This is a genomic window from Bacillus songklensis, assembly GCF_042649685.1.
GTDB lineage: Bacteria > Bacillota > Bacilli > Bacillales > Bacillaceae_H > Bacillus_BA > Bacillus_BA songklensis.
Map to the genome: position 1 here is coordinate 374,337 of NZ_JBHRZT010000072.1, position 13,315 is coordinate 387,651.

General features: G+C 42.4%; 18 protein-coding genes. 14 read left to right on the plus strand and 4 right to left on the minus strand.

What is annotated here, in order from left to right; genetic code table 11:
• The first annotated feature begins 180 nt into the window (after positions 1-180).
• Positions 181-408 carry a DUF2187 family protein gene (locus ACFOU2_RS20630; protein ID WP_377918179.1) on the plus strand — a complete coding sequence of 76 codons (228 nt, stop codon included), beginning with the start codon at positions 181-183 and terminating at the stop codon, positions 406-408.
• Between the two features lie 76 nt (positions 409-484).
• Here ACFOU2_RS20630 and ACFOU2_RS20635 read toward each other — a convergent pair whose 3' ends face one another.
• Positions 485-1,246, minus strand: a complete 762-nt coding sequence (locus tag ACFOU2_RS20635) for a CAP domain-containing protein (RefSeq protein ID WP_377918180.1) — start codon at positions 1,244-1,246, stop codon at positions 485-487.
• 78 nt (positions 1,247-1,324) lie between these two features.
• Between ACFOU2_RS20635 and ACFOU2_RS20640 the strand changes: the two genes are divergently transcribed.
• The 12 genes from ACFOU2_RS20640 (at position 1,325) to ACFOU2_RS20695 (ending at position 9,659) form a co-directional block, all read left to right on the plus strand.
• Positions 1,325-1,576 carry a hypothetical protein gene (locus tag ACFOU2_RS20640; protein WP_377918181.1) on the plus strand — a complete coding sequence of 84 codons (252 nt, stop codon included), beginning with the start codon at positions 1,325-1,327 and terminating at the stop codon, positions 1,574-1,576.
• 38 nt (positions 1,577-1,614) lie between these two features.
• A complete protein-coding gene (locus tag ACFOU2_RS20645; RefSeq protein ID WP_377918182.1) occupies positions 1,615-1,899 on the plus strand; it encodes a hypothetical protein in 285 nt (94 codons plus the stop codon).
• A 93-nt stretch (positions 1,900-1,992) separates the two neighbouring features.
• Entirely contained in the window at positions 1,993-2,163 is a 171-nt protein-coding gene (locus tag ACFOU2_RS20650; RefSeq protein ID WP_377918183.1) for a hypothetical protein, read from the plus strand.
• Positions 2,164-2,232: 69 nt separating this feature from the next.
• Complete coding sequence (locus tag ACFOU2_RS20655; protein ID WP_377918184.1) at positions 2,233-2,550, plus strand: DUF1292 domain-containing protein; 318 nt, start codon at positions 2,233-2,235, stop codon at positions 2,548-2,550.
• A 442-nt stretch (positions 2,551-2,992) separates the two neighbouring features.
• The gene (locus ACFOU2_RS20660; RefSeq protein ID WP_377918185.1) at positions 2,993-3,208 is read left to right on the plus strand and encodes a small, acid-soluble spore protein, alpha/beta type; all 216 of its coding nucleotides are present in this window, start codon (positions 2,993-2,995) and stop codon (positions 3,206-3,208) included.
• 1,038 nt (positions 3,209-4,246) lie between these two features.
• Positions 4,247-5,059, plus strand: coding sequence for a transporter substrate-binding domain-containing protein (locus tag ACFOU2_RS20665; RefSeq protein WP_377918186.1), 813 nt, complete (start codon positions 4,247-4,249; stop codon positions 5,057-5,059).
• Positions 5,060-5,070: 11 nt separating this feature from the next.
• Positions 5,071-5,727, plus strand: coding sequence for an amino acid ABC transporter permease (locus ACFOU2_RS20670; protein WP_377918187.1), 657 nt, complete (start codon positions 5,071-5,073; stop codon positions 5,725-5,727).
• A gap of 52 nt (positions 5,728-5,779) precedes the next feature.
• Entirely contained in the window at positions 5,780-6,502 is a 723-nt protein-coding gene (locus tag ACFOU2_RS20675; RefSeq protein WP_377918685.1) for an amino acid ABC transporter ATP-binding protein, read from the plus strand.
• An 80-nt stretch (positions 6,503-6,582) separates the two neighbouring features.
• Positions 6,583-7,860 carry an NAD(P)/FAD-dependent oxidoreductase gene (locus ACFOU2_RS20680; RefSeq protein WP_377918188.1) on the plus strand — a complete coding sequence of 426 codons (1,278 nt, stop codon included), beginning with the start codon at positions 6,583-6,585 and terminating at the stop codon, positions 7,858-7,860.
• Positions 7,853-8,131, plus strand: coding sequence for a (2Fe-2S)-binding protein (locus ACFOU2_RS20685; protein WP_377918189.1), 279 nt, complete (start codon positions 7,853-7,855; stop codon positions 8,129-8,131). Before ACFOU2_RS20680 ends, ACFOU2_RS20685 begins: the two co-directional genes overlap by 8 nt.
• Positions 8,128-8,436 (plus strand): (2Fe-2S)-binding protein, encoded by a 309-nt coding sequence (locus ACFOU2_RS20690; RefSeq protein ID WP_377918190.1) that lies wholly within the window; start codon positions 8,128-8,130, stop codon positions 8,434-8,436. The genes ACFOU2_RS20685 and ACFOU2_RS20690 overlap by 4 nt, the downstream gene beginning before the upstream one ends.
• Positions 8,427-9,659: an NAD(P)/FAD-dependent oxidoreductase gene (locus ACFOU2_RS20695; RefSeq protein ID WP_377918191.1), complete on the plus strand. Its 1,233-nt coding sequence runs from the start codon at positions 8,427-8,429 to the stop codon at positions 9,657-9,659. The genes ACFOU2_RS20690 and ACFOU2_RS20695 overlap by 10 nt, the downstream gene beginning before the upstream one ends.
• Positions 9,660-9,908: 249 nt before the next feature.
• Here ACFOU2_RS20695 and ACFOU2_RS20700 read toward each other — a convergent pair whose 3' ends face one another.
• Positions 9,909-10,058, minus strand: coding sequence for a hypothetical protein (locus ACFOU2_RS20700; RefSeq protein ID WP_377918192.1), 150 nt, complete (start codon positions 10,056-10,058; stop codon positions 9,909-9,911).
• Between the two features lie 169 nt (positions 10,059-10,227).
• A complete protein-coding gene (locus tag ACFOU2_RS20705) occupies positions 10,228-10,404 on the minus strand; it encodes a hypothetical protein (protein ID WP_377918193.1) in 177 nt (58 codons plus the stop codon).
• A 607-nt stretch (positions 10,405-11,011) separates the two neighbouring features.
• Here ACFOU2_RS20705 and ACFOU2_RS20710 point away from each other — a divergent pair.
• Positions 11,012-11,989, plus strand: a complete 978-nt coding sequence (locus ACFOU2_RS20710; RefSeq protein ID WP_377918194.1) for a DMT family transporter — start codon at positions 11,012-11,014, stop codon at positions 11,987-11,989.
• Positions 11,990-12,061: 72 nt separating this feature from the next.
• Here the strand turns inward: ACFOU2_RS20710 and ACFOU2_RS20715 are convergent, their stop codons facing one another.
• The gene (locus tag ACFOU2_RS20715; RefSeq protein WP_377918195.1) at positions 12,062-13,303 is read right to left on the minus strand and encodes a glutamate-5-semialdehyde dehydrogenase; all 1,242 of its coding nucleotides are present in this window, start codon (positions 13,301-13,303) and stop codon (positions 12,062-12,064) included.
• Between the last annotated feature and the right edge of the window lie 12 nt (positions 13,304-13,315).

Below are 13,315 nucleotides of genomic sequence, written 5' to 3' on the forward strand. Positions count from 1 at the left end.
AATCGGGGCGGAGATTACAACACTAACAATGGATGCGATGGTTAAGGCCGTTCTCAGTTATTGACTGAACGGGACAGTATCCAAAAAAAGCAGTAATAAAACGCGGGATGGAATGACGGTTATGCCGGTTGATTCATATTCTGGGTTTTCTTTCATCGTAATCTGCCGAGGAGGGGTCAGATGGCACAAGAACTTCTGCAAGAAGAGCTCACGCAAGAGCAAAAAAACATCAAGAAAGCGGATGTAGGTGACACAATTGAGTTTAAACAAGGGGAACGAAAAGGGCGAAAGGCAAAAGTGATTGCTGTCCGGGAGAACTCGGTCATCGCCGAGATTGGAAAAAATCCAAATACCGGCGAACCAATTCGTACGGTCGTCAATCATAAAAATTACAAAAAGACGAAATAACGAAAGGAGTGGATGCCCACTCCTTTCGTTTTAAGAAGGTTCCCTAGGTCATTTTCCTTTATAAGAAAAACAAGGATTATCTTCCAATAAACTCTTGTGTCCAATACCCTTCACTTGTTGTGTGTCCTACTCCAATGTGAGTAAAGCGGCTATTTAAAATATTGGCACGGTGCCCGGGACTATTCATCCAATCGCTGACCACTTGTTCAGCTGTCTGCTGTCCCTGTGCAATGTTTTCCCCTGCAGATGTGTAGGAAATGCCAAACCTTTTCATCATCTCAAAAGGTGAACCATAAGTCGGACTTGTATGCGAAAAATAATGATTATCAAGCATGTCTCTTGCCTTTGTTTGGGCCATATTAGACAACTCAGCGTCCATCTGCAGTCCTGGAAGGCCATTTTGCCTGCGCTGCTCGTTCGTGAGTTGAACGACTTGCTGAATCAAGGAGTCTCCGTTAACATCAGAAGGGGGCGGAGCGGGTACCCATGGGGCCATTTGGCCGGTATCCGGATTATTAATAGTATTCAAATTCGTATTCATGTTTGTGTTCATATTGTAGTCTTGAGGGGTATTCATCATATTGTTATTTGGTACCCTGCTGCTTCTGGCCTTGATGGACATACGGTCAGTGTTGTAAGAAACCGGCTCTCCTGTAATTCGTCCATTTTCGGTATTAACCACTTTTACAGGGGAAGGTGTTTTTTCATTTCTGTTTTCTTCCCTATTTTCATTCATGTTTTCTGCCCCGAGGTTTCTTCTATCAGTGTTACAGCCGCTTATGACAGCTAAGGAAAGAATGAATATGAGAGTTCCTGTTAATACATGTAACTTCTTCATGATGATACTCCTTTTTTGCTGATTTTTATCGTTTTTATCTTGACTTTTATAGTGTTCCATTTAATAAGAGAGACACTCTTGGAAAAAAACGCATGCCATATCATTTGCTTTATGATAAAAATGAATATTCAGACATCAACAAAGAGGGAACGATGGATGAGGAGGGACCTTTTGGATTTGGAGTGTTTTAGATGGGAAACTAATTCTGTTATGGAAAAAAGTATTTTGCTTGAAATAGAAGATCTGCTGATAATATTGATTCCAGGCAAGTCTGGGGAAAAGGGGAAGAAGAGGATGTTGTATAAAATTTTCCACCTTGTGGCAAGGTAACTTTTGTTGAGATTTTACCTATCAAGGAGGAAACAATTATGCAAAATGTTCAACAAGTGTTAGGGGAAGCAAAGGAAGCGCTTCAACAGGCGATGCAAAATCCGCAATTAGCACAGGAGCAACTGCAGCAAGCAGCCCAAAATCTTCAAGCATGCATTGGCAGTCTACAAGGGGATTCTGCCATCATGCTCCAAGATGTGTATAACGCGGTACATAATGCATGCAATGCGGCGAAACAGCCCGAGAACGCACAAGCAACCCAAAATTCGTATGAACAGGCCATTCGCGCTTGCGAACAAGCAGAAGGAAGCCTGGGTATGTAGAAGGATCCCGTCAGAAAGAACTAGGCTTTCTTGTTGAATGTTTTTATCGTGTTATCCCATACTAATGAAAAAGAAGAGGAAGGATGAATTGATATGGGAACATGGAATAATGAAGCCGCACCGAATAATAACCTGCCCGCAGCGGTAATCCGTTCGTCTAAGCTTGTTTCAAGGAAAAAGCAAGCAGGGCATGAGTTTTCAGAGGAACTCGCCGATGGCGGAGAACGTGATGAAGCTATTGAACATCAACGAAAAAATGAGTAAAGCGGTTATGGGAAAATGCTCATGATCATATTGTTGCGGTGGAAGAGCGGATTGTGAAAGATGGAATGAATGGACATAATCATGGATAAAAAAGGATACGCTACTCATATATATCATAATGAGGTGAGATTAGTGGACGCGAAATATTTTGATGGAGATGTCCTGGGATCAGCATTAACGTTTATTCATGATAACGGTCAAGAAACGAAGTGTTCCGTGAACGATATATTTGAGATTAACGGAAGGAAATATGCCGTTCTGACCGGTCATGGGCACGAAACCGTCATGGAATTGCGTGAGGATGCAAGGCACTCCTCTTACTTTATGAAAGTTCAAGAGCATGAAGCGGAACATCTATTACATTCTTATCGACAACAACGTATATAAACAAACGGGAGGATAGCTATAAAAAGTCTATCCTCTTTTTATATGGAAAAAGAGAGAGTATTATCCCCGCATTGGATTGGAAAAGTGTGAACGCGCTTTTTATGTTCCTAGAAAAAAATAGTTTGGTGAGGCGGCTTCTTGAGAAGAAGAGAAACACAGCCTCTCATCTCCATTAACACGGTTATGATTCAAAATTCTAGTTGACGTAAAAAAGAGAGTGGCTCTATCACCACCCTCTTTTTTAATCTCCAAACACACGGCAAACATAAAGTCAAAATAACAAGGAGATGAAGGGAGGGAGTCTTACAAGTTGCTTGTTAACCCTGTTCCTCTCAACAGTCTTATTATGAATGTTTTTTTCTCTATTATTCATCCAAAATTTACAAGGTATGGATTTTTTGAATGAAAGGGACCTTAAGAATACAAAAGGAGGTGAAGACAAATGTCAAACCGCAGTGCTGGTCGTAACCGATTATTAGTACAAGGTGCAGAACAAGCTTTACAACAAATGAAATTTGAAATCGCTTCTGAATTCGGTGTGCAACTTGGAGCTGATACAACATCTCGTGCAAATGGTTCAGTAGGTGGCGAAATTACAAAGCGTCTTGTTGCTACAGCTCAATCTCAATTATCAGGACAAGCTGGTATGATGCGCTAATCGAACGAATGAATCCCTTCTCAGGAATTCATCAGGTATAGTTTTAACTTCACATTAGTGAATGGCTACAGGTTAAAACTAAATAGCTTAATGGCTGAGGCTGCCTATATGAAGGCAGCCTTCCACTATGTTACAGGCAGGGCTTTTTGAGTTTAACCGCTCGGTAATCCTGCCCAAAATGCAGGATCACCCGGATACTATATAATAGCAACTCTCCATAACTGAAGGTGAACAAATATGAATACTAGATATGAAAATCTCTGGAAATTAAGGGTTTAATCAATTGATCATCTCCACTCTACTCATTGGGCTATCGCCCTTCTCATTCCTTAAGGAGGGGGTCTTCTCACCTAATTAAGATAAAGAAGAGATGATTCTATATGAATAGACAAAATAAATATAAAATTTAGAATATTTTAAATTTAATGTTGACTATAAAAGTAATGAAAAATATAATGTAAATAAAATCCATCCTATTATAAACAATAAATGATTCAACTAGTCATTAAAAATATAATGTGAACGATTCATATGCAAAAGATAAGGTTCCAACTGAATGATGAATGAAAACAATTTTTATATAATGATGTCACATTCCTGGATTTACGAGAATTTTACACAAGAACGTTTGGTTAAAATGAAGTGGGGAGACGACCTCTTCCCATGGTCTCATTAGAGCCGGGCAAACATGAACACGTGTTAAGAATGTTAAGACAAACATTCTTTTTGGTGATACATGCTTTTGCTTGGCTTTTTTTTATACAACTTTGAACATAATTAAAATAATCATTTGGTAAAAAGTAACAGACATCGACAACATTTGAGGTGGTGGTGGCTGACAGAAAAAAGATTGGGACAGGTTCGTTCATAAGGCAAAGAGAAAGTTCATCATCGTTTGCATCCTACATAATCAGTTTAAAGACACGGGGATCAAAACAGATTGGCCATACGGTTGAGAGAATGGTAAAAGAGAGACAACAAGAGAAAGAGAGAAAATGTCTGCAGGGAGCTTACTAAAATAAGAAAAGAGGGATAGGGATGAAAAAGCGGATAAGTGTAATTCTCACAATCATGATCGTCATGATGCTGGCGGCATGCGGAAGCCAGGGAACGAGCAGTAAATCGGGGTCTGGAGGAAAGAGTGAAGAGTCAGGATCGTTGGCAAGGATTCAAAAAGAAAAAGTAATTAATATTGGCATTGAAGGAGTGTACCCTCCATTCAACTATCATGATCAAAGTGATAAATTAGTAGGTTTTGATGTGGATATTGCTGAAGAGCTAGCATCCAGAATGGGAGTGAAGGCCAATTTTGTAGAGACACCGTGGGATACGATCATCGGAGGATTACTTTCCAACAAGTATGACATCATTGTCTCCAGTATGGCGATTACACCGGAGCGGCAGAAAAAAGTGGATTTTACCGATCCGTATTATCATACAGGTGCACAATTATTCGTCAATAAAGGATATGACCGTGTAAAAGATCCAGAGAAAGATTTGCAAGGAAAAAAAATCGGGGTAGCAATCGGAACAACTTTTGAGAAAAAGGCGGTGGAGCTTGGTGCCCAAGTAACAAACTATAAAAGTGATTTGCTTACATTCCAGGATTTGGCTGTTAATCGCGTGGAAGGTGTCATTACGGATAAAGCGGTTGGCGCCCGCATCATTAAAGAAAATGGGTATCCATTTGAATCCATTGGCGATGTCCTTTACGAAGAAGAAGCGGGGATTTCACTTAACAAAGGTGAAGACGCACTAAAAGAAGAAATCAACAAACATTTAAAAGCCATGATGGATGATGGCACATACGAAAAAATAAGCGTGAAATGGTTTGGTGAAGATATCCGCTAAGGGGGGAGAATATGCTCAATTTTTCGTTAATCTCTGATTTTGTACCCTTTATGTTAAAGGCGACGATCGTGACACTTGAGCTTTCAGTTGTCTCCATCGTTTTAGGATTAGTGGCCGGCTTGTTTATCGCGTTAATGAAAATCTCCAATGTAAAACCGCTTGAGTGGATGGCCGATTTTTATATTTGGATCATACGGGGAACACCGATGCTCGTTCAGCTTTTCCTCGTTTATTTCGGTTTGCCTCAAATCGGCATTGAATTATCACCGTTTGTCTCATCCGTCATTGCATTAGGGATGAATGCCGCTGCGTACATTGCGGAAATTTACCGCGGGGGCATTATGTCGATTCCAAAAGGACAGATTGAAGCTGCACAATCGTTGGGAATGCGCTATACCGGTATCATGAAGCTTATTGTATTGCCGCAAGCATTTCGAGTAAGTATCCCGGCTCTTGGAAACCAGGCGGTTATGATGTTAAAAGATTCTTCTTTAGCATCCTTGGTAACCGTGTCGGAGCTAATGATGGTGTCGCAGCGCTACGCTTCAACGAACTATGCCTTTATTGAATTTTACATTGCAGCAGCCTTGCTGTACCTAGTCCTGACGACCATTTTCACCTTTATTTTAAACAAAATCGAGCTTCGTTTATCTGTCAGTGAGCAATAGGGGGGTGACTAAACTGGAGGTTCAAGCCGTTAAAACAGAAAAAGCAGAGACTATTATTCGAATTGAGAATCTTCATAAACATTTCGATAAATTGGAAGTACTAAAAGGAATCAACTTGACGATCAACAAAGGAGAAGTAGTGGCCCTAATCGGTGCCAGCGGTTCAGGAAAGAGCACTTTGCTCCGGTGCTTGAATCGTCTCGAAACGATTACCGATGGGAAAATCATTATTGACGAAATCGTGTTGGACGACTCGGTGAAAAACATCAGCCAAGTCAGGCAGGAAGTAGGGATGGTGTTTCAACAGTTCAACCTGTTCCCGCATATGACGGTATTGCAAAATATCATGGTCGCCCCTATTCAAGTGTTAAAAAGGAAGAAGGAAGAGGTTGAACAAGAAGCGATTGCCTTGTTAGAAAAGGTGGGGTTAAAGGACAAAAAAGATGTGTATCCGAAAAAGCTCTCGGGCGGCCAGCAGCAACGTGTCGCGATTGCACGGGCCCTGGCGATGAAACCGAAAATCATGCTTTTTGACGAACCGACGTCTGCCCTCGATCCCGAGTTGGTGGGAGAAGTCTTGCAAGTCATGAAACAACTGGCACAAGAAGGCATGACCATGATTATCGTGACCCATGAAATGGGATTCGCCCAAGAAGTGGCGGATCGGGTGGTGTTTATGCATAACGGAAGAATCGAAGAGCAGGGGGACCCGAAAGTTGTCTTATCTAACCCGACTAGCGAAAGATTGTCGTCCTTTTTGCGTATCGTGAAATAAAAAGAAATAAGGATGATAGAAGGGGGGATGACCTTTTGAGTCAGTCCCCTCTATTGTGAAATGAGAGGGAGTCGGGAAAGATGACGGAAGAAAAAGATCGGTTGACATTGTTGAGTCTCGATATGGAAAAAGAAACAGACGGCGATGCCCTCAAAGCAAATGAGACTTATAAGCTGCTGAAAGACTATATCCATTATAGACGTTGTACGGCTGATCGAAACCGGCATGTCGTCATCATAGGCGGCGGGATCATCGGGTTGATGAGTGCATTTTATATGCGTAAGCAAGGATTTCATGTAACGATCATTGAAAAAAAATCGTTTGGAGCTGGCGCTTCCGGGAGAAACGGGGGCGGGGTCTTGGCCATGGGCAGAGAGTTGGCGGAAATTCCTTTCGCACGCCTATCGATTGAATTATGGGGCTCACTCTCACCGGTTGATATGAAGTTTTGTCAGCGCGGACATTTAATGATTGCCTGTAATGACTATGAACGTCAAAAACTTGAACGGGCAGCAGAATTGTATACATTAAGCGGATTAGACATTAAATTATGTTCAAAAAAGCAAGTCCAGGGAGTGCTTCCGGACGTTTGTACACAAATTTCAGGGGGGATTTTCAGCCCGGTTGACAGCCAAAGCTACCCGTTTACAACGATAACAGGTCTGCAAAAAGTATTGAAGCAAAATGGAGTTGCGTTATTGAGCCATACAGAAGTCATTGGATTTGAAACAGACGGATCTTATATAAAGCATGTCGTGACAAGTAAAGGAAACATAAAAGGAGACATATTTGTCGTTAGCGCCGGCCCGTGGACGGGTGAAATCACCGAATGGATGAAAGAAGAAATCAAAATCCAGCCAAGGCGATCCCAAATTATGGTCACAGAAATTGTCAAAGAGAAGAAAATAGGCCCTTTTGTATCCGGGAACGGCCTTTATTTAAAACAAACGCATGCAGGTAATTTGCTATATGGAGGCGGAGGAGGCTGGGAACAAACAGGTTTTGATGTATCAAACACCACCTTCGCCATACAGTTATTGACAAAAAGGTTTTTGGAGCTGTTCCCGGGGTATCGAACGAAACAACTGCTGCGTGCTTTTGCCGGTACCGTGGAAATTACACCTGATCACCTTCCGTATTTCGGGAGATTAGAAGCCTATGATAATGCTTATATATCAGCGGGATACAATGGTCATGGCTACGGTATGTCAGCGATCATGGGGAAATTGCTTTCTTGCTTAGCGGCAGACCATGACGATGATTCCATTCATGTTGATGATGTGACGAGCATCTTATCGTTTGTGTCTCCAAAAAGGTTTCAAACTGAGAAAGCGAGCGGGGGAACCGTTTATGAATGATAACGAAACGATTGTTTGTCGGTGTGAAGAGGTCTCATACGGTCAATTAAAAGAAGCGATTGAAAATGGAGCTTGTACATCACAAGAGTTAAAAATGGCTACCAGAGCGGGAATGGGAATGTGCCAGGGACGAGTTTGCCGCTTTCCGCTGGAGACAATGGTATTTGAACAGGAAGAAGGCATGCAATCGGCAGCAAGCAAGTTGACGGTTCACTCGCCAGTTCGGCCCCTCCCGCTGTCAATGGTTATCGGAAAGGGGAGAGGTGAATGAGAGTACAGCACCATCCGATTCTTCCATCCCGCACTCAAAAAGACATTGCTTTTTACTTCAATGGACAAGTTATAAAGGGGATAGAGGGAGATACGGTGGCATCAGCTCTATGGGCAAGTGGGATTAGAGCATTGCGTGTAACGGAAAAAGCAGGGAATGGCCGGGGAATTTTTTGCGGCATCGGTCATTGTTATGATTGTCGAATTTATCAAGAACATTTTGGAATGGTCCGAGCCTGCATCACCCCTATTCAAGAAAGGCATCGTTTTTTCTCGGAGGAAGGGGGACTGGACAATTGCAAGTAGACGTGGCAATCGTGGGAGGGGGCCCCGCCGGTTTAGCGGCTGCAAGAGAAATTGGGGCAAAAGGAGGGTCGGTCATCGTGATTGATGATCATCCAAAGCCGGGAGGAAAACTGTTAGGGCAACTTCATGAAGAATCGAAGAACGGCGGGTGGTGGAAGGGTTATGAGCAGGCAGAGCGGCTGGTCAAGGAAGCTTTGGCAGCAAATGTCACGATTCTCTCCGGCAAGCAAGTTTGGACAATGGAAAAAGGATGGAAGCTTTTTGTTTCCGATGTCCATAATCAAGGAACGGACGGGTTCACCATTAAGGCTGAAGCCATTCTATTGGCAACAGGGGCAGTGGAAAAACCAATTCCAATTCCAGGTTGGACATTGCCGGGAGTCATGACAATCGGAGCGGCTCAAGTATTAACGAATGTGTATCAGATAAAGCCCGGGCACAAAGTGGCAGTTGCGGGGATTGATATCCTTTCTTTAAGTATCGCTAGAGCAATGAAGCTGGCAGGGGTAGACGTGATAGGCATTTTTATGCTGCCCCGAAATGAATTTTCACAAGAATTAGCAGTGCCGTACCGTTTATTGGATACATTCAAATCGTTCACCCATCATGCCCCTTCGCCTCTACTGCGTTTAGGGGGGCGCTTATTAAAAACGAAAATCGGGCGGAAATTGGCAGCAGCATTTTATCCGGCAAGAGGATTAAAAGTGTGGGACATCCCTGTACATTTTCGACGCGCCATTCTTGCGGTCGAAGGTGGGCGGCAGGCAGAGCATGTCCTGATAGCCAATGTCGATTCACAAGGAAATCCATCCGGCTATTCATACAAAGAACAAATCGACGCCGTTTGTATATCAGGCGGATTGTCTCCGCTCTATGAGTTAGCGGTGAGTACAGGATGTCAGTTTGTTCGCCTTGAAGGTTTGAGCGGGGTCGTTCCGCTTCACAACGAAACAATGGAAACAAAGGTCGAGAACTTATTTGTCGCAGGAAACATTACCGGGATTGAAGGGGCAAAAGTAGCTCTCGCACAAGGGATGTTGGCAGGAAAAAGCATTTGCTTGAAGCTGGGTATTGGTTTGGTTGGAAATCATGAAATAAATGACGCGGTGACATATGTCGATGAAGTGAGAAAAAACGCGGACATCCAGTTCCATCCTTCCATCATTGCAGCGCGGCATGAATTGAAAAGAATATGGGAAGAACACCATGCTTTATCTTTGTAATTGATTTCTGAATGAGGAACAAACGAGCCGGAACTTATACTTCAGTAAAAAGGGAACAAGGGCGGTCGTATCGGTTTAGCTTTCGATGATGTGGGGATAATTCTTAAGCCGAACAAAATATACGAACAAGAAGTATCATTGCTTTTACATTAATAAAAGAACCTGTTTTTGAAAGAACGATTGATCAAAAACAGAATTGATGAAAGAGCAACCATTTTAGGTGTTTTCGGTTGCCCTTTTTTATTAATGTTAATGCTTACGGTTTAAGTGCAATCCTGAAAGGTTCGAGGTTGGTTTATCCTCATTATTACGGTGAGATTTTCTTTCTGCTTTTAAACGGGAAGTTTCATTCGCATTATTTTGGTTATCTAAAGTACCAGTTGTATTTCTCATTGGCATAAATGTTCACCCCCTATTCATAATCTGCGGAGTATATTAGATAAAATGACAGGGAGTATATGGAATAAGCACCTGATCCCTTTTCCGCTCGCCTTATGACAGCATCACTAAAGAATTCGGGATGGTGTACGACAAATGAAGCTTTATCCCATAATTTTATCGAACACTGTTAGTCATTTACCTCTCTTGTTTTTTTTACCACAGTATGTTCCGGAGTAGTCGCATTTCCGCTGGATGATTCATATCCCACTCGATACACATAATTTTTCGGTGCATTTACTACATTCTCCATTTTATATTGTTCCAAATCGTCTTGAAATTGACGTGCTGACTCTTTTTCGTCCATCTGAAAGCCTCCTCATGAAATAGTATCATTCAACTTTAGTTTGAATCAGAATGCAACAAAACAAGTGTGGAAAAATGAGGGGTCGGCACATTTACCTTCGTTGTCATTCCAAGAAGAGTTAAATTTGGGAAAATATAAAAAATTTAAATTTTCCCGCAAATTTATGGAGAAATAGGTGTCAGAAATTGTTTTATTAAAGAAAAAGGTTTTCGTCTAGTAGGAAGAGGTGTTTTCATGCTTGCCAACATCTTAGGAAACTCCTTTCAATTTGATATTTTGTCAATTGTTCCGCATCCTATATTTTGGATAGATGAAAAAGGGGAAATCATTTATATGAATTCCCATAAAAATGAAGCTTCGGAAACAAGGGTGTTATTGACAGCCTATGCGAATTCAAAACATAAAGGTTGCGTGGGATCTCCTGATTTCTTCATATAATGGGCAAACGCAAAAAGAGGGAAGATGTAATTTCCGCTTTTTGATACCCAAGCTCTTGAAAATAAAAAGGAAAGCTTTTTACATGTTGGATAAGTTTTTTTATGGAACGAGATAGATACAGAATGAATATTTATCTGTATAAGGACTTTGGTGGGAGGGAGAGATGAGAATGAAACCAATTGTATACGGACTGTTGGCCTCTTTTTTCTTTGCTTTTACGTTCATTTTCAATCGGGCGATGGAGATAGAAGGGGGAAGCTGGATGTGGAGCGCTTCGCTTCGTTATATATTCATGGTTCCGATTTTATGGGCAGTTGTTGGCTATAGAGGGGGAGTAACGTCTCTTGTGCGAGAGATGAGGCAACATCCCTTTCCTTGGTTTTTGTGGAGTTTTGTAGGGTTTGTCTTGTTTTATGCACCGCTCACGTTTGCCGCCTCGTTTGGACCGGGATGGCTGATCGCTTCCACCTGGCAGCTGGTGATTATTGCAGGCATTTTGTTAACACCGTTGTTTTACAAATTAGTAGAGACAGCATCAGGTCCTGTTCTCATAAGAGAGAAGCTGCCTGTTAAAGGATTGTTAATGTCGAGCATCATTTTATTAGGCGTCATTTTCATGCAAATCGAGCATGCTGAATCTCTCTCGTTTTTAACGGCTGTTGGCTGTGTTGCCACGGTCATGGTTGCTGCATTTGCCTATCCTTTAGGCAATCGCAAAATGATGGAAATGTGCGGGGAAAGGCTGGATGCGTTTCAGCGTACATTTGGCATGACCCTTGCCACCTTTCCGTTCTGGCTGATTCTGGCAGGCTGTGGATATGTGACGGAAGGGGCTCCCTCCGCAAGTCAAATGATTCAATCCTTGATTGTTGCTGTTTCAGCGGGACTCATTGCGACCGTTCTGTTTTTTTGGGCAACCGATATGGTAAAAGCCAATCAACAAAAATTAGCAGCTGTTGAAGCGACACAGGCAGGCGCAGTTATCTTTACACTGGCAGGGGAGGTCTGGTTCCTGTCAACACCGCTGCCTTCTTTCCTTTCATGGATGGGAATCATATTGGTCATGAGCGGAATGGTTCTTCACAGCTTCCTTTCCCGTCAAAAAGAAGAGAAGATAAAAACCGAAACAAAAGAGCTGACATTTTAATAAATGCTCTATATATAGTCATAACGCAGCATAAAAAAAGAAGCCTCTGTTTTTGAAGGCTTCTTTTTTATGCTACGGGCGAATTTGTCCATTTCCACGCACAATTGCTTTTGTTGTCGTAATCGCACGCAATCCCATTGGACCGCGGGCATGAAGCTTTTGGGTGCTTATGCCGATTTCAGCACCGTATCCGAATTGCTCCCCGTCTGTAAAGCGGGTAGACGCGTTATGGTAGAGGACGGCCGCATCTACTGCCTGGAAAAATAAATGAACATGCTTTTCGTTTTCACTTATAATAGCTTCTGAATGTTTCGTTCCATACATATCGATATGTTCGATTGCTTCTTTAACGTTTGATACGATCTTTATGGCTAAAATGGGAGCCAAAAACTCAGTATACCAATCTTCTTCCGTCGCCTCTTTTACAAATGGATAGGAAGCAGATAGTTTGCCATCACCCCGAAGTTCGACCCCTTTGTCTTTTAGTGCATGTAAAAGGGCGGATGTGTGAGGCCAATTTTCATGAATGAGGACTGTTTCGATTGCATTACACACGGAAGGCCGCTGTGTTTTGGCATTGATGACAATGTCTATGGCCATCTTTTCCTGTGCGGTTTCATCGATAAAAATATGGCAGTTGCCAACACCCGTTTCCAACACTGGAACCGTCGCATGTTGAATGACAGATTGAATGAGACCCGCTCCCCCTCGTGGTATGAGGACATCCAAGTAATCGTTCAGCTTGAACATTTCTGAAGCCGTTTCGCGGCTCGTATCTTCGAGCAGCTGAACTGCATCCTTAGGGATGGGGGAGTTTTCAAGCGATTGTCTCATGACATGGACGAGTGCTTTATTGGAATGCAGTGCCGATGAGCTTCCCCGCAGCAAGACGGTATTTCCGGCTTTTAAACAAAGGCTTGCTGCATCTACCGTTACATTTGGACGTGCTTCATACACCATTCCGATTACACCAAGTGGAACGCGCACCGTTTGAATATGTAATCCGTTTGGACGTTCCCACGCTTCAATCGTTTCGCCAACTGGATCTTCCAAGTTCACTAATTGGCGTACTCCGCCTACAATTTGTTCAATCCGCTCTTCAGTTAGTAGTAAGCGATCGAGGAGGGCAGGCGAGAAGCCTTGTTTCTTTCCTTGCAGAATGTCTTTTTCGTTTTCTTGTAAAATCCAATCTTTTTCACTTAAAATGCCTTCAGCCAATTTGGCAAGAGCTGCATTTTTTTCCTCCGTAGTAAGCATGGCCGTTGCTTTTGAGGCTTTCTTTAATTTCTTTGCTTTTTCGATTAACTCACTCATTTTAGTGTTCGC